The sequence below is a fragment of the Dyadobacter diqingensis genome, assembly GCF_024220585.1.
In the GTDB taxonomy this organism is placed as follows: domain Bacteria; phylum Bacteroidota; class Bacteroidia; order Cytophagales; family Spirosomataceae; genus Dyadobacter; species Dyadobacter diqingensis.
This window is the reverse complement of sequence record NZ_JAMXKF010000001.1, coordinates 740,377-759,409: the sequence shown is the minus strand read 5'-3', so window position 1 is coordinate 759,409 and position 19,033 is coordinate 740,377. Positions and strand designations below refer to the sequence as shown.

Below are 19,033 nucleotides of genomic sequence, written 5' to 3'. Positions count from 1 at the left end.
GCGGTTCGAAATTCATTCTATCCGATTTTAAACCTGTTTATGAGATTAGTAGAAAATAAAGTGGCTTTGGTAACCGGAGCTTCTCGTGGTATTGGGCGCTCAATTGCTTTGCGTTTGGCTCAGGAAGGAGCGAACGTGGCTTTTACCTACCTTTCCAGTGTGGAAAAAGGAGAAGCGTTAGTAAAGGAATTGGAGCAATTCGGTATCAAAGCAAAAGGATATCGTTCTGATGCTTCTGATTTTCAGCAGGCAGACCAGTTGGTTACCGAGGTTATTGCTGATTTTGGAAAACTTGACATATTGATCAACAACGCCGGTATCACACGTGATGGTTTGTTGATGCGTATGAGTGAAGAACAATGGGATACGGTTATCAATATCAACCTTAAATCGGTATTTAACCTTACCAAAGCAGCTACTAAAAGCATGATCCGTGCGAAAAGCGGGTCTATTATAAATCTTACTTCTGTGGTTGGGATTCGCGGAAACGCCGGACAGGCGAATTATGCGGCTTCAAAAGCAGGAATCATTGGTTTCACAAAGTCCATTGCGCTTGAACTGGGTTCAAGAAATATCCGCTCCAATGCAGTGGCACCCGGTTTTATCGAAACGGAAATGACCGATGCCATTGATTCGAAAGCAGTGGAAGACTGGAAACAATCCATTCCAATGAAACGTGGTGGAAAGCCGGAAGAAGTAGCAGACGCTTGTGTATTTTTAGCATCTGATATGTCACGTTATATCACAGGACAGGTTCTTCAGGTTGACGGCGGAATGCTTACTTAGTTCTTTAGTTGAAAGTGACCGTTGCGGTTGAAAGTTTATGTTAGCCATTTGTGGCTGATCGCTTTTAACTTTATCAATTCTGAAAATATAATGCAAATCCCGATTCTTCGTTACGGAGAGGCGGGATTTGTGTTATTGGGTAAATAAGAGAAATCAGATTCATCGTTGCTTTTTAGTCTTTCTCTCGTTTATTTCATTGAATATTGGCAATAATAGTGCTTTCTGCAAAACTGTTACTATATTTCTGTAATACTGTTTACTGGAAAACTGCTTATTCATTACTATGCGTTCAGAGCTTATATTTCAAACTCCATACTGGTTTATCATTTTTTGTCTTCTGGCGGGCGGTGCTTATGCATTCCTTTTATATCAGCCGGAGGCATCATGGAGTAAAAAGCTTAACTATGCATTGGCGGCTTTACGCGGTATTGTGGTTGCCTTTATCTGTTTTTTACTGCTCAGTCCGTTGGTGCGCCGTACGGAAAGTGTGATTGATAAAGCCAAAATTGTTTTCGCCGTCGATAACTCTGAATCTGTAAAAGGAGTAGGGCAGCCGGTTTTGAAACAAATTACAGAAGCAGCGCAGGAGTTAAATGCGGCAGGTTATGAAGTAAGTATCCAGACTTTTGACAAAACGGCGGAAGGCTTAAATATAGATTCCATCCGTTTTGATCAGCGAAAAACAGATCTGTCCGGATTGCTTCAGACCGTAAAAAGTAATTTTGAGGGAAGAAATCTTACGGATGTTATTTTGCTTTCAGATGGTATCGTCAACCAGGGCGTTGCGCCCACATTTAATCAGTTTCCTTTTAAAGTCAATACCGTTGCCGTGGGTGATACCATTCCTGATCTTGATATCCGGATAAAAGATGTTGTCAACAACCGCGTTGCTTATCTGGGGAATGATTTTCCGATCAGGGCTGACATTGCAGCCAATGGACTGGCTGGCAAATCAACCACCGTTTCTCTTAAACAGGGAGGACGCATTATCGCCACGCAACAGGTAAAAATTGACCGTGGCACTTTTTTTAAATCTTTTGATTTTACGGCTTCGTCCAAACAAAAAGGCATTCAGCATTATACCATTGAACTTGGAACCGTGCAGGGTGAAGCTTCTGACCGGAATAATAAGCGGGATGTTTACATCGATATCATTGATGGACGTCAGAAAATTCTTCTGCTGGCTTTGACACCGCATCCGGATGTAAAAGCACTGAGAAGTCTGATTGAAAGCAATGATAATTATGAGCTGGATGTTAATATCCTGACCGCTTCTGCAAATCCGAATGCTGACGTGGCCGGGAACAAACCTTATGATCTGATCATCCTGCATCAGATACCGAACATGCTCGGTCTCGGCAATCCAATGGTGCGGAAGTTTCTGGATTCAAAAAGACCCATATTTTATATTTTGGGAAACCAGTCAGCCGTTCCATTGTTGAATACTTTGAACCGCTCGCTGACGGTGAATGTAAATCAGGGGCAATTTGATAAGGTGGCAGCGCGATACAATCCGTTGTTTCAGCAGATTAATTTCAATGAAGAAAGTCTGAAATTGCTGGAAAGGCTTCCGCCTCTTTCTGTTCCTTTTGGCGAATATACCGTTTCGCCAGGAACTGAAACGATATTATTTCAAAAAGTGGGAACCTTGAATACCAGCAAACCGCTTTTGGTATTGAATACAGCCACGGAACAAAAGACGGCGATTCTTGCCGGTGAAGGGATATGGCAATGGAGGCAGGAGGAATTTGCTTTGACCGGCAAGCATGAACTGGTGGATAATCTTTTCCAGAAAATCATTCAGATCCTTTCCGTTCGTGACGATAAGCGGAAGTTCAGGATTTATCCGGTACGCCCGGAATTTGAGGAAGGTGAAGAAGTTATTTTCCAGACCGAAATTTATAATGATATCTACGAACCGGTTTATGGACAGGAAGTAAAACTGGATATCACGGATGAAAAGGGTAAGTCGAAACAATATGCTTACACCCATACCGCCGAGAACCCGCGTTACAATATCAGTGGTTTAGCCGAAGGTGTTTATCGTTTTCAGGCGACTACGACGGTAAAAGGTATTTCTGAAAAAATAAATGGCCAGTTTGTAGTCAGAAAAGTAGACTTGGAACTAGCCAATACGACGGCTGATTTTGGGATGCTGCGGGAATTGGCTGCGAAAACCGGCGGACAGTTTGTGCAGCCTGCTTCGCTAACGCAGTTGATTCAGAAACTGAAAACGGACCGGGAACCGGATCGTCTGGATAGCAGCGAAGAAATGGTGGAACTAATTCATCTGAAATGGCTTTTCTTCCTGATTTTGATATTGCTGGGAGCAGAGTGGGGGTTGAGAAAATACCACGGCGGGTACTGATCTGCGTAAACCAACAAGATATTTAAGGCAGATAATTTTTAAATAACGAGTGAATAGAGTCTGTGATTATTTGTCAGAAATTGCATGAATAACACATCCATAGTCAAACCCTAAAAGCTCATAACGAAACGCTATGAAAGCTTCATGGTAACTTTTTAATGAAATATTTTTACAAGGCAACAGTTCTTTTTTTTATCCTGATTTCCGGTAATGCCTCACTCATGGCGCAGGAGATCACGGCACCTCTCATGTCTCAGGACTCGGTTCATACAGATTCCGCGGACAAAGTGGCTCCGAATTACAAGCTTCTCAGAGGTATATTCGCAGCGCAGTCAACATTGTACTTAGGGACGATTTACGGGCTCAGTAAATCATGGTATAAAAACCCTTTAACAAACTTCCGGGTAAAGGATGACACCTATGAGTGGCTGCAAATGGACAAAATGGGGCATGTTTACACATCCTACCAGATCGCACGCCACACGGCTGAAATTTATAAAAAAACGGGAATTTCAAAAAAACAAATGATGATTTACGGAGCCATTTCCGGAATTATCTTTCAAACTCCGATTGAAATCCTGGACGGTTTTTCACCCGATTACGGTTTTTCGCCGGGAGATATGGTGGCCAACTTAACAGGCTCGGCTATTTATCTCGGGCAGATCGCGCTTTGGGATGAGGTGCGTATTCAGCCTAAATTTTCATTCCATTTTACTCCGCTGGCCAGGGAGCGTCCGAACTTGCTGGGGAGCAAACCCACGGAACGCTGGCTGAAAGATTATAATGGTCAAACCTACTGGTTTTCAGGGAGTCCAAAATCTTTTTTTAAGGGCAGCAGCTGGCCAGCCTGGTTGTGTTTGTCGGTAGGATACGGAATTCAGGATATGGTTTCTGCTGAGAAAAGTCAAAGTATTGAAAGAGGATTTCATCCGTACCGACAATTTTATTTGTCGCTCGATATTGACCTGACTAAAATAAAATCACGGAGCAAATTTGTGAGGACCATTGCTTTTTTAGCCAACTCTCTGAAAATTCCGGCACCTGCTTTGCAGATCAGTAAAAAAGGGATCGATTTCAAGCCGTTTTATTTTTAAGAAAAAAGATGGCCCGATGCAGATCTTTAATAATAGAGTAACTTAGCAACCGACGACAGGTTAGTTTATGCGCCTTGTCGGTTATTTTTAAATACAAGATTATGAACATAGGAGATAAAGTAAGATTGGTACACGGGCGTGAAGAAGGAATTATTTATGCCTTTTTACCCGGAAATGTGATTGAAGTTGAAATTGAGGACGGATTTCGTATCCCTGTGCTGCGCAGCGAGTTAGTGACAATTTCTCCGGTGGAGTCGCAGCGGTTGAACCGTACCCCTGAGGGACAAAGCATTGCGCCGCAGCGGGAGAGAATAGCCCCGAGGCAGGCTGTCTTTGCTGAAAAAGGTATTTACATCGCCTTTGTTTCCGTGAATGACCGTGCTGTGACACTGCATATTATCAACAATTCAGACTGGACGTTGCCTTTCACGGCTACGACGCAGCAGGAGCATGTTCATACGGGTTTGGCGGCAGGTTTGTTAAAACCAAGAACTTCGCAGAAGCTCACGGAGTTACAAATGAAGGATTTTGAATCCTGGCCTGTTTTTGCATTTAATCTTCTCCATTTCCGCGAGGGGAATTTTGATGCAGTATTGCCGTTTCAGAAAAAAATAAAATGCCGGGCGCAGTCTTTTTACAAGAGCAAAGGCCCGGCACCTGTCTTAGGTAAGGATGCTTTTGTTTTTCAGCTGGATGAAGAAAATGTAAAAAAGGAAGAGGTTATTACCAACAAAACGGATATTCAGGAGCAGCTTCGGACCAGTTTGATGGGAGGAGGTACAGCACCCAAAATTGAGCTGGAAAAGCCGGAAGGTATTGTGGATCTGCATATTGAAAAATTGGTGGACGACTTTTCACGTCTGTCGAAAGAAGATATCCTGAAAACACAGCTGACAAAATTCGAAGGGAGTCTGGAACAGGCAATTGGTAACGGAATGGAGGAAATTACCTTTATTCATGGCGCAGGCAGTGGCGTTTTACGTGATGAACTGCACCGCCGACTGAGCAAAAATCAGCATGTTCAGTATTTTAAAGATGCTCAAAAGGAAAAATTCGGATACGGTGCGACGCTCGTTAAAATTAAATAATCGCTTCAAGCGCCTTGTATGGGTTTTGCTGCTGATCTCAATGGGATTAGGTCAGTGGAACTGTCGTCCCAAAACCACTTCGCCCAAAAAGCCTATGGAAGAATATTTGTATTCAGACGCCGAACTTCAGAATGAAAAACATTTGTCGGTATTGAATTTACCGATTGAAATGCCTGTTTCTGAGTTGGAAACGCAGATAAACGCGCAGCTGAAAGGATTAATCTATGAAGACGACAGCTACGAGGACAATGGAGGAGATAACCTCAAAGCGAAAGTCTGGAAGATAAACCCGATCCGGGTCGTTGCCAAGGACTCTACTTTTTTGTTTGAAGTACCGCTCAAAATCTGGGTGAGCGCCGGGTACAAGGTAAGTCCGCTGGGAATCAGTTTGTCCGGTTACAAGGACACCGAATTTTCGATCAGGATCAGGCTGATATCCAAGATTGGAATTTCTCCCAACTGGCAGCTTAATTCTGATACTTATGTCGACAGTTACGACTGGATCAGCGAGCCCAATGTGAAAGTAGCCGGGATTAAAATTCCGGTTAAAAGCATGGTGAGCAGGTTGTTAAATCACAACTTTGAAAAGATCACGCAGGCTATCGACAAGCAGGTTAACAGCGGTATTGAGATTAAGAAGTATGTCGAGGCAGCCTGGAATCTTGCCCGTCAGCCTGTTTTGCTTTCCAAGGAATTTGACACCTGGCTGGTGGTGACGCCTACGGCCATTGTGATGACTCCCTTGATGGTCAGCAACAATATTTTGCGCTCGTCCATTGGCATGAAGGGTTATACGCAAACCATCACATCGGCGGTGAAACCCGCGGTAAAACCTGCGCCGAAACTGCCTGATTTACAGATTACCGATAAGGTTACCTCGGATTTCAGGATCGGGCTGATCAGTTTGATATCCTATGAAGATGCAGCCAGAATGGCCACAGCGCGGTTTTCTGGCCAGAAGTATTCTTTTTTAGGAGGAAAATACAATATTCAGGTTACTTCCATTGAAATGTACGGTCAAAACGAGAAACTGATCATTAAAGCAGGACTTTCAGGCAGTGTAACCGGTAGTATTTTCTTGAAAGGAATTCCTTATTACGATCCGCAGACGCAGAAATTGTCATTAAAAGATCTGGATTATGACCTCGATACGAAAAATACAATTGTACGCACGGCGGGATGGCTTTTACAGGGAAAATTCAGTAAAATGATGGAGAAAGAAATGGTGTTTCCGGTCGGAAATCAGATCGCAGAGGCCAAAAAGAGTGTCCAGCAGATACTTTCCAACTATAAAGTTACTGATGGTGTACAAATAAAAGGAACTCTTGCCGATATTACGCCGGATAAGGTATATTTGACCCCAAAACACATTTATTCCGTTGTTTTTGCGCAAGGGAATGTTAATTTGCGTGTAGAAGGACTACGAAGTTTTGACCAATAATTTTATTTGTTGCGTAAACAAATGCCATATTTTTTACTTTTTATGGTAAATTGACTGCTGATCAAAGGAAAGTATTTCTTAGCTTTGTGGTCAGTGAAAGGAATAAGCCGTCCTACCGCCGCGGTGAAATGCCGGGGAGGAAAGTCCGGACAGCATAGAGTGCCGTACTTCCTAACGGGAAGGCAGGTGATTGGGAACGATCAGCTGACAGCAAGTGCCACAGAGAATATACCGCCTGGCACATTTTTTGTGTCGGGTAAGGGTGAAAAGGTGGAGTAAGAGCCCACCGCTTCAAGGGTGACTTTGAAGGCAGGGTAAACCTTACGGGCTGAAAGATCAAATAGGTGTTAATTTGTGGGGCTACTCGTCTCCGTCCTCGGACATTAACACGGGTAGATCGTTAGAGGTTTTGAGTGATCAAAATCCTGGATAAATGGTAGGGATTCCGGTGCAAACCGGGATACAGAATCCGGCTTACAGGCTTATCCTTTTCTGTTTTTAAGTTAATTAATTAATGAATAATTGAATCACATAACTAGTGTTTCCCATGAAGAAAAAGAATCTTTACATTGCTTTAGTTTGTTTGTCACTCATGAGCCTGGATGCTTTGGCTCAAAAAAACCGAACGTATGATGGACCCAATAAAATGAATACATGGTCAATCACGGGTTATGGTGGCATAACAAAATTCTTCGGTGATTTGAAAGAATACGATTTCAAGAGAGGCGATCATGAAGATTTGACCGGTGCATGGGGACTCTCCATCAATAAACAATTATCTCCAATCTTTGGTGTACAGCTTACCGGATACAACGGATGGCTTCAGGGATCTAAAAAAGGGATAAAAATCACTAATCCAAGAGAACCAAGTCTGACTAATACTTACGATGCTTATTTCAACAGCCCATCATTTATTCAGGTAAGTCTTGACGGAACTGTGAACCTTAACCGTTTGCTTTTCGGATACAAAAAATTACGCAGATGGAAAGTTGACGCACACTTAGGGGTTGGTATCATGTACTACCACACAGACCTTACTGCTACAAACACCGGAACTGGTGAAGTATTCCTTGTTTCTTCTAACACTGCGGGTAGCTCGAGAACAGCAGGTAGCTGGGATCGTAACGGATCGACTTATACCCGTGAATGGGTAATGCCAGCTGGTTTGTCAGTTCATTATGAACTATCTCCACGTTTTGATCTTGGATTGGATTACACTTACACTTATGTTAACACTGAAAAACTTGATTTAACAGTGGGTGACAGAACAGATTACCAGACTCAGTTAGGTCTTTGGACATTTGAAAAAGGTGATTCAAAAAATGACAGATGGGGACTTTTGTCAGTTGCTCTAACTTACAAACTGGGTAAGAACGCAGTAATGGCGAAAAAAGGCAAATACGATGCAGGAAGCGGACGCTATCACCTACGTTGGGCAAATCCACAGGCTTTGATTCCTGTGCCTTACAACCCGACTATGAACGATGCTGATTCAGTTGCAAAAGCAAACATGCCGAAGCCAGTTGACCCACGTCTTTACACAGATACAGATGGCGACGGTGTTGCTGACCTTTTTGACAAAGAACCAAATACTCCTGCTGGTAGCGTAGTTTCAGGTGGTGGTGTTGCAATGGATCTTGATAAAATCATGAGAGACGCTATCAAAAATAACCTGCCAAAAGACGAATGCGAAGCTTTATTCAGCAACATCGAATTTGATACTGACAAAGCGATCATCCGTGATGCTTCAAAAGAAACACTTAGCAAAGTAATCGAATTGTTGAACCTGCGTACCAACTGCCGTATCGTTCTTGTAGGACATACTGATGCGCGTGCTTCTGATTCTTATAACATGTCTCTTGCACGTCGTCGTGTGGATGCTGCGAAACGTTTCCTAGTTCGTCAGGGTCTTAAAGATACAAGCAGAATCCTTATCGAATACTTCGGTGAGTACCGTCCAATTGCTGAAAACACAACAGTTGAAGGTCTTCAGTCCAACCGTCGTGTTGAGATCAAGATTTTGCCAAACAATACAATCCGCTCAACTTATCCTGCTGGTTTCCAGAAATAAGGAAAAGCGTTTCATTCAAAAAAAGGGAAGTGATCAGTCACTTCCCTTTTTTTATGACATATGATTATTGAACCAATAATTTTATGTAAATTTGCACCCTGTTTAATTAAGGGACGAGTTCCCTCTCATAACAAATACAACAATGGCAGTTAAAATTAGATTAGCGCGTCGTGGACGCAAACAAAAAGCGATTTATGATATCGTAATCGCAGATGCCAGAGCACCACGTGATGGTCGCTTCATCGAAAAGATTGGTAGCTACAACCCAGGTACTAATCCTTCATCAGTAGTTTTAGATACAGCTAAGGCTGTTGACTGGTTGCTTAAAGGTGCTCAGCCAACGGATACAGCTCGTTCAATCCTGCACCACGAAGGTGTTATGCTTCGCAAGCACTTACAAGTTGGTGTAATTAAGGGTGCAATCGGACAGGACGTTGCTGACGCGCGTTTCGAAGAGTGGAAAGCATCTAAAACTGATCGTAATGTTTCTGCTGCTGATTCATTGTCAGCTAAGAAAGATAGCGAAAAACAAGCGAAACTTGACGCTGAACGTAAAGTAAATCAGTCACGTGCTGAGGCAATTGCTAAAAAGAACACTCCTGTTGCAGAAGAAGTTGCTGCTGAGGAAGTTTCAGAAGAAGCTGTTGCTGACGAAGCTGTGGCAGAAGATACTACTGACGCGCCAGCTGCTGAATAATTTAGTAGTTAATGCTTTATTTATGGGTCTGTCGGTGTTCCGTACAGACTCATATTTGTTTTAAAGGTTTAGCATTCATATTTAATTAAAAATACTTTGACACAGGATAGCTGTTATTTATTGGGCTATATCGTTCGTACGCACGGTACGTCGGGTGATGTCGTTATCTTTCTGGACGTCGATTATCCGGAAGATTATGAGGATCTTGATTCTGTTTATTTCGAATTAAAGGGTGATCTGGTTCCTTATTTTGTAGAGCGTTTCAATTTGCAGAAACAGAGCAAGGCTATTGTCAGGTTTGAAGAAGTGGATACCATCGAGAAGGCGCAGGCCCTGGTGGGAACGTCGCTTTATTTGCCGCTGGACTCTCTTGCTGAGCTTGAAGACGAAGAGTTTTATTATCATGAGATCAAGGGTTACACCGTGATTGATGAAAGTAAAGGTGAACTTGGCATCGTCCGTGAAGTGTATTCTCTGAATGGTCAGGATCTGATCGCGATGGATTATCAGGGTGTTGAGGTGCTGATTCCTACTGCCGAAGATATTGTTCTAAAAGCGGACAAAGAAAATAAAAAATTACTGGTGAATTTGCCGGAAGGGCTTTTGGAGGTTTACCTTGAAAATGGTTCTGACAGCGATAATGTTCCTGACGATGCGGATTGATATTATTTCCTGTGTTCCCAACCTTCTGGATAGCTTTTTTGCCCATTCAATCTTAAAGCGGGCGCAGGATGGAAATCACGTAGAAGTGGTGGTGCATGACTTGCGCGATTACTCTGTCAACAAGCATCGTTCTATCGATGATTATGCTTTTGGCGGTGGTGCAGGAATGGTGCTTCAGATCGAACCGATAGCCGGCTGTATCCGGGCTTTGCAGGCAGAACGGGCTTACGATGAGATTATTTACCTTACACCGGATGGGGAACTGATGGAGCAGAAGATGGTTAATCAGCTTTCTTTAAAAGGAAATCTGATCATGTTATGCGGACATTACAAAGGTGTTGATCAGCGGGTCCGCGACCTTTTTATTACCAAAGAAATAAGTATCGGGGACTATGTTTTATCGGGTGGAGAACTAGCGGCCGCGGTTCTGGCAGACGCTATTATCCGTTTGGTTCCTGGTGTACTGAACGATGAAACTTCGGCCTTGACAGATTCTTTTCAGGATAATTTGTTAGCACCGCCGGTATACTCGCGTCCATTTGATTTTGAAGGAAACGCAGTGCCTGAGATATTAATATCGGGTCATGAAGCCAAAATTGAAGAATGGCGTTACGAACAGTCCATCAAGCGTACAAGAGAAAGAAGACCGGATTTATTGAAGTAAATCCGGTTTGAGTCTTGATGTTAAAGCGCAACCGGGCTTAAAAATCCAGGTTGCAATTGATCCATTCGTCGTCAAAGTTGGTACCGTATTTGCGATAAAATCCAACAGCGGAAGTATTCCAGTCTAAAACCTGCCACATCATACCGGTAGAGCCCGTTTTCTTAGCGGCTGCAACGGTCGCATCAAAAAGTACCTTACCTATCCCGTTTCCACGCATATCCTCGGTCACGATGATATCCTCCATGTACAATCTCTTACCTTTCCAGGTTGAGTACCGGAAGTAGTATAAAGACAAACCAATGATTTTGGAATCCACTTCTGCAACAAAGAATTCGAACAGATTTTCTTTAAAATCGCGCGACATTTTATCTACATTGTTGGTAACCTGGTCAAGTGCTCTTTCGAAAATGGCTAGTTCCTTTACTAATTCAAAAACGGCGGGGATATCTTCAAGGGTACCTTGGCGGGTGGAAATATTCATAAGTTGGATTTTCTAATTAAAACGTTTGAATAACTGATATCTACTGAATACTACTGGTGGGTTTGGACATAATTCTCCCATTTGTCTACAATAGCCTGAAAGTTTTCAGGGAGTTCAGTGTCAAATTGCATCCATTCCCTGGTTGTCGGATGAACAAAGCCAAGGGATTTTGCATGAAGAGCTTGTCCGGGCAGTAATTTAAAATTATTTTCTACAAAAACCTTGAAACTGCCTGTTGTTCCGCCTCTTAATATTTTATCACCTCCATAAACCGTATCATTAAAGATCGAATGGCCGATATGCTGCATGTGCGCGCGGATCTGATGCGTTCTTCCGGTTTCGAGATTACATTTGATTAGCGAGACATAACGCAGTGGTTTGATCACTTCGTAGTGGGTAACGGCATGTTTTCCCTGCGAACCATCTTCGAAAATATCCATCACACGTCTGTCTTTTGCGCTGCGGCCGATATGCCCGGTGATTGTCGCTTTATTTTCTTTGGGCTCGCCCCAAATCAAGGCATTGTAAGTCCTTTCAATGGTATGGTCAGAGAATTGTCTTGCCAGGAAGGTCATTGCAAACTCGGTTTTTGCGATAACCAGTAAGCCGGAAGTATCCTTGTCAATCCGGTGAACCAGCCCGGGTCGTCCTTCGCCATTTCGTCCGGTTGGCAGATTTTGAAAATGATAGACCAGTGCATTAATCAGCGTCCCGGTCCAGTTTCCAAAAGCCGGATGCACCACCATACCGGTCGGTTTATTCACCAGCAGTAAAACATCGTCTTCATAAATGATATCAAGCGGAATGTTTTCGGGGATGATTTCGGTATCTCTCGGCGGTTCAGGCAGGGAAAGAGTGATTACGTCCAGCGGCTTTACCTTGTAACTTGATTTTACAGATAAGCCATTTACCTTTACGGCTTCTGCTTCGATACCATTTTGTATTTTTGTGCGGGAGGCATTTGGGACGTGGATATTTAAAAATTTATCCAGACGCATCAATGTTTGACCCTTGTCGGCTACGATCCGGTAATGTTCAAATAAATCGTCTTCTTCGTCGGCACTGTTATCGATTAGGTCTAATGACATCTTGATGGTGTAATATGGCTGATGTGAGGCACGGTTCGTTTGATTTTAGCGCACCGGGAATCACATATTTTGAATTAAATTTTAAAAGCACAAAACTACCAAAATTCGTGGACTTACCGGTTCCTTCATTGCCAACACCTCTTCAGGAAATATCAGATCCTGTAACGATGGGAGCTGGTGTAACACTTTTTATAAAACGAGATGATCTGATCCATCCGACTGTTTCAGGGAATAAATGGCGTAAGCTGAAATATAATTTACTGGAAGCGAAACAACAGGGAGCAACAACGATTTTGACTTTTGGAGGTGCCTTTTCCAATCATTTGTATGCCACGGCAGCTGCCGGTGCGTATCTAAACCTCAAAACCATTGGCATTGTCAGGGGCGAGGATCCGGGAGAATTGAAGTCATCTACGCTCAAATTTTGCGAGCAGCAAGGAATGACGCTTCATTTTGTATCAAGAGAAGAATATAAGCTCAGAAATTCTCAGGACTATATTGATGAGCTTAGCGTCAAATTAGGTAATCCGTTTGTGATTCCGGAAGGCGGAACCTCCGAATGGGCGTTAAAGGGCGTGGAAGAAATGACCTATGAAGTAGATCAGCAACTGACTCAAAAGCCTGATTATTATGCCGTGGCAGCCGGTACCGGGGGGACAGCAGCCGGTATTTTGTCTTCGGGTGCAAACGTGCTGGCCTTTTCTGCGCTGAAAGGGGGCGAGTTTTTACGACAGGATATTTTGAATCTGATAGGAACCGGACATTCGAACGGTAAACTCGATCTCTTTACAAACTATCACTTCAAAGGGTATGCAAAACATACACAGGAGCTGCTGGATTTTATCCGCTGGTTTAAGGAGTACCATGAAATCCAGCTGGAACAGGTTTATACCGGTAAAATGCTGTTCGGCTTATATGATCTGATGAAAAATGGATATTTTCAAAAAGGCACGACAATTGTTGCCGTGCATACGGGTGGGTTACAGGGGTTGTTGGACGAGATGAAATAATAAAGCCCCCGAAGGGGCTTTCGTCTACCAAATACTGTCCTTCCGTTGAATATAATCCTTGATCAGATCTTTTTCGCCGGCAACCCATAACACGTCTTCCGGCTCAATGACCATCGACGAATCCGGGTTCAGGATGCGTTCTCCGTTACGTTCAAGTCCTACGACCATACCATGTGTGGATTCTCTGATCTGGCTGTTTCTGATCGTTTTTCCGATGATGTTGTATTCACTTTTTACCTCAATTCTTTGCAGTGTAATTTTGTCTTCCTGCGCCAGGTAGGCCTCACCGTTTCGGCTGATTTCTACGTGGCCGCGGAAACTGTCCAGTTGATCATCCGTACCAATTACTTCGATGCGGTCGTATGGATACAGAACTTCGGTAGGCCGCGGCAGCTGTATGGTCTTTGTGCCACGTTCAATAAGCACAACATTGATTCCAAAACTTTCCCTGATCCCCAGTTCCTGCAAGCTTTTACCAATCAGCGTAGAGTCGGGGCTTACCTCCAAAAATGCAAAATGCGCATCCCAGGGCAGCAATATTTTCTTTGATTTTCCGCTCCCTTCCAGTTGTCTCGCATTCAGGTTTTGCAGGAAACGTGTTTCGATCTTACTGTATGATTTTTGTAACATCTGATAGAAAATCGCGATAGCCAAAATCATAATACCACCGGCAACGGCGAGGGCAGTCGGGGTGTCGAAGAAAGAATCAAGAAGCACTGCCATCAGGATGATCCCGATAAATACCCGCGCCAGTTCCAGAAACAGCAATGGCCCTCTGCTATACTTTCTGCTTAACCACAAAGCGGTGTACGCTTTCTTGTTTGATTTTTTGAAAATCAAAGCCCAGAAAAAAGGTGAAATAAACAGAAAGGTCAACGCAAATATGGCCGACTGTGTCACATAAGATTCAGGTACTCTCTGATAAAGCTGTGGAGCAATTTGCCGCGACATAATGAGTACAATACCGATAATCACCACCGAGTTAAGCACAACCGTTTGCGCGTATGTTTTGAGAAGCGAATTCCAGTGTGTCGTTTTTGCGATGGTTGCGGTGCTGGTACTGTAACGATTCAGTCTGGCCCTCCATGACTCGGGTAAGTGCTTATCAAACCACTCATAAAACGGCTCAGATGCCTTCATCATGTATGGCGTCGTAAAAGTGGTAATCACAGAAACTCCGACGGCAATAGGATACAGGAAATCACTGGTCACTTTCAACGATAAGCCGAGGTTGGCGATAATGAAGGAAAATTCACCGATTTGTGATAAACTCATCCCGGCCTGAATAGATTTTTTCAAGGGTTGTCCGGAAATAACCGCACCGATTGTAACGTAAAGCGTCTTGCCCAGAATAACTACGAAAACCAGAATTGCCGTGGGAATGGCATACTCGACGAGCAGTTTTGGATTGATCAACATCCCGACTGATATAAAGAAAATGGCGCCGAACAGATTTTTGACCGGTTTTAACAAATGCTCAATTTTTTCGGCGTGGGTTGTTTCTGCCAGGATAGATCCCATGATAAATGCGCCTAACGCCGCAGAAAATCCCGCTTTGGTAACCAAGAGCACCATTCCGAAACAAAGTGCTATGGAGGTGATCAAAACACTTTCGTCATTCATCAGATTTCGGAAACGACGGAGCAGGGTAGGGAAGATAAATATCCCGCCAAGGAACCAAAGGATCAGGAAAAAGAAAAGTTTCATGATGGATTCCAACATCTCCATTCCTGCAAACTGCTGGCTGATGGACAAGGTAGAGAGCAACACCATCAACAAAACGGCGGTCAGATCTTCAATCACAAGTATGCCAAAAACGACGCTGGTAAATTGCTGTGTTTTGAGCCCGAGTTCTTCAAAGGCCCGGAAGATAATCGTGGTCGAGGAAATGGCGATAATCCCTCCCAAAAACAAACTATCGATCTTGCTCCATCCGAGAAGCTGTCCTGTGATGAAACCAGTGGCAAGCATCAGTGCTACTTCGAGAAGACCGGTAATTGCAGCGGTGCTTCCGACTTTAACCAGTTTTTTAAAACTGAATTCTAATCCCAGGTTAAAAAGAAGAAAGATAACACCAATTTCCGCCCAGATTTCGATCGTTTTGATATCGGTGATCGTAGGGAAAATCGTAAAATTTGGACCGACCAGCAAGCCGGCCAGTATGTATCCAAGAACAATGGGCTGTTTTAATTTTTTGAATATAATGGTGATAACACCAGCCATTGTGAGGATTAAAGAAAGATCAACAATCAGCTGTGGAACGTGGGTCATTATGGATTGGTATTTACTGAAAATATAATAATACCAATAAAATACAAAAAGCCTTTGATGATTCAAAGGCTTTTTGGCATTACTTGAAATAATGAAATGTAAACAGCTTATCCTACACTTCCTTCCAGACTGATTTCCAGAAGTTTCTGCGCTTCAACCGCAAACTCCATAGGAAGCTGATTTAAAACTTCTTTTGCATAACCATTTACGATCAAAGCCACCGCCTGTTCGGTAGGAATTCCGCGTTGGTTGCAATAGAATAATATGTCTTCTCCGATCTTCGACGTGGTAGCTTCGTGTTCAACCGTGGCTGACGGATTGCTAACTTCGATATACGGGAATGTATGCGCGCCGCATTTGTCTCCAAGCAACAGTGAGTCACACTGAGAGAAGTTACGAGCTTTTTCTGCTTTCTTAAATACCTGCACCAATCCACGGTAAGAGTTTTGGCTCTTTCCTGCCGAAATACCTTTCGATACGATACGGCTCTTGGTGTTTTTTCCGATATGGATCATTTTTGTTCCGGTATCGGCCTGCTGCATATTGTTGGTAACGGCAACAGAATAGAACTCACCAATCGAGTTATCACCTTTCAGGATAACTGACGGGTATTTCCAGGTGATCGCTGAACCCGTTTCAACCTGAGTCCAGGAAATTTTAGAGAATGCGCCGTCACACAAGCCACGTTTTGTAACGAAGTTGTAGATACCGCCTTTTCCTTCTTTATCCCCAGGATACCAGTTTTGAACTGTTGAATATTTAACATTCGCATTTTCATGTGCGAAAATCTCAACCACAGCGGCGTGCAGCTGGTTTTCATCACGCATCGGTGCAGTACATCCTTCCAGATAACTTACATGACTGTCGTCGTCTGCAATGATCAATGTACGTTCAAACTGACCGGTACCCGCCGCGTTGATACGGAAGTACGTAGAAAGCTCCATCGGACATTTAACACCTTTTGGAATGTAAACGAAAGATCCGTCAGAGAACACAGCCGAATTCAGGGCTGAGTAGAAATTATCTTTTGGCGGTACAACCGAGCCAAGATATTTCTTGACAAGATCCGGATGCTCACGTATTGCCTCACTGATCGAGCAGAAAATAATTCCTTTTTCTCTCAGAGATTCTTTAAAAGTCGTGAAAACCGATTCCGAGTCCATTACGGCGTCAACTGCAATAGGTACACCTGAAAGTCTTTTTTGCTCAGTAAGTGAAATTCCCAAACGCTGGAAAGTATCACGTAGTTCAGGATCTATATCGTCCAGGCTTTCAACAACCTTTTTCTTCTTTGGTGCTGAATAATATTTAATAGCCTGAAAATCAATTTTTGGATAATGAACGTTTGGCCATTTTGGTTCAGGCATTTTCAGCCACATGTTAAACGCTTTCAAACGCCACTCCAGCATCCATTCAGGTTCATTTTTCTTAGCGGAAATAAACCGTATAGTGCTTTCATCCAAGCCCATAGGAGCCTCGTCTGCCTCAATATCAGTTACAAATCCGTATTTGTATTCCGAACTGGTGATTTCCTCCAACAATTCTTCTTCTTTGCTCATAGTCTTTTTTATATCACGCTATGGTTGTCGTTATATTGCTAACACATAGAAATGACATTGAGTTTATATATAGGCTCAAAATTACACAAAATAATAGACAAAGTTATGACCGGAGTCATAACTTGTGTCGTTAATAAGGTTATTGAACCTTTTAATTCTTAAAGATAAGCACCTGAGGAAAGGTAATCCTTCACGTATTCGCTGATACCTTCTTCAAGGGTGTGGAATGGCCTGGTGAAGCCAATTGACCGCAATTTACTCATATTGGCCTGAGTAAAATACTGATATTTATCACGAATGTCCTCCGGGGTATCGATAAAGCTGATATCCGGTGTTTTGTCCATCGCAAGGAACGTGTTCGTCACCAGGTCTTTGAAAGTACGGGCCTTTCCGCTTCCGAGGTTATAAATTCCCGAATCTTTACGGTGATGCATAAAGAACAGGCAAACTTCGATCAGATCTTTTACGTAAATGAAATCGCGCATCTGCTCTCCATCCTTGAAATTCGGATTGTGAGAACGGAAAAGCTTCATTTTTTCAGTTGCCTTTATCTGGTTGTAAGCGTGGAATATCACCGAAGCCATACGTCCCTTATGATATTCATTAGGCCCGTATACGTTAAAGAATTTCAAACCTGCCCAGAAGAAAGGTTTTTTCTCCTGCTGCAACGCCCAGATATCGAAATCATTTTTAGAATCGCCATAAGGGTTCAGCGGTTTTAGCTGAGGAATTAACGATTCGTTATCGTCATACCCCAGTTCACCCAAACCATAAGTAGCCGCTGAGGAAGCGTACACCAATGGAATCTGATAGGCAACACATTTTTCCCAGATCGTTTTGGAATAATTCAGATTGAGCTCGTCAAATATGTTTTTGTCGAACTCGGTGGTATCAGTTCTTGCACCGATGTGGAAAATAAATTCAACATCCTGATTGTTCTCGTCCAACCACTCAGATAAAGAACTGCGCTCAACGCGTTCCTTAATTGTTTTTCCTTCCAGATTTTCTGCCTTCTCGATTTTTGAAAAATCATCAACGGCAATAATGTTACTAAAGCCTTCCTGGTTAAGCATGCTAATCAGCCCGCTACCAATAAATCCGGCTGCACCTGTTACTATAATCATAGGAGAGATTATTTGTTTAATGAGGTTAAACTGTAAAAAGAATGCCAGATAAGAGTAATTCTTTTTGTCAATCTACTCATGAATTTCCCGTTAAATTGGATTTTTTTTAGTTTACTGCTTATAATCTTACAAAACTACCGATACAAGATGTAATTTTGTAACATTATTACATAGGGAAGGAAAAATTTATGATTTACGTAACGCGAAAAGAACATTTCAATGCAGCCCACCGGCTTTACAATCCGGCGTGGTCTGATGAAAAAAACCAGGAAGTATTTGGCCCCTGTGCCAACAACAACTGGCATGGACATAATTTTGAACTTATAGTTACTGTAAAAGGCAAACCTGACCCGGATACCGGTTTTGTGATCGACCTTAAAGTGTTGGGTGATTTGGTGAAAGAGAAGGTTGTCGATAAAGTGGACCATAAAAACCTGAACCTGGATGTTGACTTTATGCAGGGAAAAATGGCTTCCTGCGAGATTTTCGTGATGGAAATCTGGAATATTCTGGCACCCGCCATTCAGGAAGTTGCGCCTGGTTCAAAGCTGCATTATATTAAACTGGTTGAGACTCCGAAGAATTTCGTGGAATATTACGGGGAGTAAACTTCCAAAACAAAGGGTGG

Annotated in this window: 16 protein-coding genes and 1 other RNA gene; 12 read left to right on the top strand and 5 right to left on the bottom strand. The window is 43.0% G+C overall.

All coding sequences use genetic code 11. The features are described from left to right. Positions 1 to 39 precede the first annotated feature (39 nt). From fabG to trmD, 10 genes are all read left to right on the top strand, one after another. A complete protein-coding gene (fabG, locus tag M1L62_RS03065; RefSeq protein WP_254411532.1) occupies positions 40 to 786 on the top strand; it encodes a 3-oxoacyl-[acyl-carrier-protein] reductase in 747 nt (248 codons plus the stop codon). Positions 787 to 1,069: 283 nt separating this feature from the next. Further along, on the top strand, positions 1,070 to 3,154 hold the full coding sequence (locus M1L62_RS03060; protein WP_254411531.1) for a VWA domain-containing protein: 2,085 nt from the start codon (positions 1,070 to 1,072) through the stop codon (positions 3,152 to 3,154). A 158-nt stretch (positions 3,155 to 3,312) separates the two neighbouring features. Next, positions 3,313 to 4,248 carry a DUF2279 domain-containing protein gene (locus M1L62_RS03055; protein ID WP_254411530.1) on the top strand — a complete coding sequence of 312 codons (936 nt, stop codon included), beginning with the start codon at positions 3,313 to 3,315 and terminating at the stop codon, positions 4,246 to 4,248. Between the two features lie 101 nt (positions 4,249 to 4,349). Continuing rightward, positions 4,350 to 5,336, top strand: coding sequence for a Smr/MutS family protein (locus M1L62_RS03050; protein ID WP_254411529.1), 987 nt, complete (start codon positions 4,350 to 4,352; stop codon positions 5,334 to 5,336). Positions 5,337 to 5,430: 94 nt separating this feature from the next. Continuing rightward, the gene (locus M1L62_RS03045; RefSeq protein ID WP_254411528.1) at positions 5,431 to 6,777 is read left to right on the top strand and encodes a DUF4403 family protein; all 1,347 of its coding nucleotides are present in this window, start codon (positions 5,431 to 5,433) and stop codon (positions 6,775 to 6,777) included. A gap of 99 nt (positions 6,778 to 6,876) precedes the next feature. Next, an RNA gene (rnpB, locus tag M1L62_RS03040) (RNase P RNA component class A) lies at positions 6,877 to 7,270 on the top strand. A gap of 54 nt (positions 7,271 to 7,324) precedes the next feature. Continuing rightward, positions 7,325 to 8,848, top strand: a complete 1,524-nt coding sequence (locus M1L62_RS03035; RefSeq protein ID WP_254411527.1) for an OmpA family protein — start codon at positions 7,325 to 7,327, stop codon at positions 8,846 to 8,848. Between the two features lie 142 nt (positions 8,849 to 8,990). After that, on the top strand, positions 8,991 to 9,545 hold the full coding sequence (locus tag M1L62_RS03030) for a 30S ribosomal protein S16 (protein ID WP_254411526.1): 555 nt from the start codon (positions 8,991 to 8,993) through the stop codon (positions 9,543 to 9,545). A 96-nt stretch (positions 9,546 to 9,641) separates the two neighbouring features. Beyond that, positions 9,642 to 10,208 carry a ribosome maturation factor RimM gene (gene rimM / locus M1L62_RS03025; RefSeq protein WP_254411525.1) on the top strand — a complete coding sequence of 189 codons (567 nt, stop codon included), beginning with the start codon at positions 9,642 to 9,644 and terminating at the stop codon, positions 10,206 to 10,208. Continuing rightward, positions 10,198 to 10,872 carry a tRNA (guanosine(37)-N1)-methyltransferase TrmD gene (gene trmD, locus M1L62_RS03020; protein ID WP_254412060.1) on the top strand — a complete coding sequence of 225 codons (675 nt, stop codon included), beginning with the start codon at positions 10,198 to 10,200 and terminating at the stop codon, positions 10,870 to 10,872. Before rimM ends, trmD begins: the two co-directional genes overlap by 11 nt. Before the next feature lie 37 nt (positions 10,873 to 10,909). Here trmD and M1L62_RS03015 read toward each other — a convergent pair whose 3' ends face one another. Further along, positions 10,910 to 11,353: a GNAT family N-acetyltransferase gene (locus M1L62_RS03015; protein ID WP_254411524.1), complete on the bottom strand. Its 444-nt coding sequence runs from the start codon at positions 11,351 to 11,353 to the stop codon at positions 10,910 to 10,912. Between the two features lie 50 nt (positions 11,354 to 11,403). After that, positions 11,404 to 12,441, bottom strand: a complete 1,038-nt coding sequence (locus M1L62_RS03010) for an RluA family pseudouridine synthase (protein ID WP_254411523.1) — start codon at positions 12,439 to 12,441, stop codon at positions 11,404 to 11,406. Positions 12,442 to 12,548: 107 nt separating this feature from the next. On the opposite strand from M1L62_RS03010, the gene M1L62_RS03005 reads away from it, so the two are divergent. Beyond that, the gene (locus tag M1L62_RS03005; protein WP_254411522.1) at positions 12,549 to 13,451 is read left to right on the top strand and encodes a 1-aminocyclopropane-1-carboxylate deaminase/D-cysteine desulfhydrase; all 903 of its coding nucleotides are present in this window, start codon (positions 12,549 to 12,551) and stop codon (positions 13,449 to 13,451) included. Between the two features lie 24 nt (positions 13,452 to 13,475). Here M1L62_RS03005 and M1L62_RS03000 read toward each other — a convergent pair whose 3' ends face one another. The 3 genes from M1L62_RS03000 to rfaD form a co-directional block, all read right to left on the bottom strand. After that, positions 13,476 to 15,722: a monovalent cation:proton antiporter family protein gene (locus M1L62_RS03000; RefSeq protein ID WP_254411521.1), complete on the bottom strand. Its 2,247-nt coding sequence runs from the start codon at positions 15,720 to 15,722 to the stop codon at positions 13,476 to 13,478. Between the two features lie 107 nt (positions 15,723 to 15,829). Next, on the bottom strand, positions 15,830 to 17,281 hold the full coding sequence (sufB, locus tag M1L62_RS02995) for a Fe-S cluster assembly protein SufB (protein WP_254411520.1): 1,452 nt from the start codon (positions 17,279 to 17,281) through the stop codon (positions 15,830 to 15,832). Between the two features lie 158 nt (positions 17,282 to 17,439). Next, positions 17,440 to 18,405 carry an ADP-glyceromanno-heptose 6-epimerase gene (gene rfaD / locus M1L62_RS02990; RefSeq protein ID WP_254411519.1) on the bottom strand — a complete coding sequence of 322 codons (966 nt, stop codon included), beginning with the start codon at positions 18,403 to 18,405 and terminating at the stop codon, positions 17,440 to 17,442. 188 nt (positions 18,406 to 18,593) lie between these two features. Here rfaD and M1L62_RS02985 point away from each other — a divergent pair, with 188 nt between their 5' ends. Next, positions 18,594 to 19,013, top strand: coding sequence for a 6-pyruvoyl trahydropterin synthase family protein (locus tag M1L62_RS02985; protein ID WP_254411518.1), 420 nt, complete (start codon positions 18,594 to 18,596; stop codon positions 19,011 to 19,013). Positions 19,014 to 19,033: the final 20 nt, after the last annotated feature.

What these genes read in the sequence shown, in the direction of transcription:
- trmD (WP_254412060.1), top strand. Translation starts at nt 10,198, where the DNA reads ATGCGGATTGATATTATTTCCTGTGTTCCCAACCTTCTGGATAGCTTT.
- M1L62_RS03010 (WP_254411523.1), bottom strand. Translation starts at nt 12,441, where the DNA reads ATGTCATTAGACCTAATCGATAACAGTGCCGACGAAGAAGACGATTTA.
- sufB (WP_254411520.1), bottom strand. Translation starts at nt 17,281, where the DNA reads ATGAGCAAAGAAGAAGAATTGTTGGAGGAAATCACCAGTTCGGAATAC.
- M1L62_RS03000 (WP_254411521.1), bottom strand. Translation starts at nt 15,722, where the DNA reads ATGACCCACGTTCCACAGCTGATTGTTGATCTTTCTTTAATCCTCACA.
- M1L62_RS03055 (WP_254411530.1), top strand. Translation starts at nt 3,313, where the DNA reads ATGAAATATTTTTACAAGGCAACAGTTCTTTTTTTTATCCTGATTTCC.
- M1L62_RS03015 (WP_254411524.1), bottom strand. Translation starts at nt 11,353, where the DNA reads ATGAATATTTCCACCCGCCAAGGTACCCTTGAAGATATCCCCGCCGTT.
- M1L62_RS03035 (WP_254411527.1), top strand. Translation starts at nt 7,325, where the DNA reads ATGAAGAAAAAGAATCTTTACATTGCTTTAGTTTGTTTGTCACTCATG.
- M1L62_RS03060 (WP_254411531.1), top strand. Translation starts at nt 1,070, where the DNA reads ATGCGTTCAGAGCTTATATTTCAAACTCCATACTGGTTTATCATTTTT.
- M1L62_RS03045 (WP_254411528.1), top strand. Translation starts at nt 5,431, where the DNA reads ATGGAAGAATATTTGTATTCAGACGCCGAACTTCAGAATGAAAAACAT.
- fabG (WP_254411532.1), top strand. Translation starts at nt 40, where the DNA reads ATGAGATTAGTAGAAAATAAAGTGGCTTTGGTAACCGGAGCTTCTCGT.
- rfaD (WP_254411519.1), bottom strand. Translation starts at nt 18,405, where the DNA reads ATGATTATAGTAACAGGTGCAGCCGGATTTATTGGTAGCGGGCTGATT.
- M1L62_RS03030 (WP_254411526.1), top strand. Translation starts at nt 8,991, where the DNA reads ATGGCAGTTAAAATTAGATTAGCGCGTCGTGGACGCAAACAAAAAGCG.
- M1L62_RS02985 (WP_254411518.1), top strand. Translation starts at nt 18,594, where the DNA reads ATGATTTACGTAACGCGAAAAGAACATTTCAATGCAGCCCACCGGCTT.
- M1L62_RS03050 (WP_254411529.1), top strand. Translation starts at nt 4,350, where the DNA reads ATGAACATAGGAGATAAAGTAAGATTGGTACACGGGCGTGAAGAAGGA.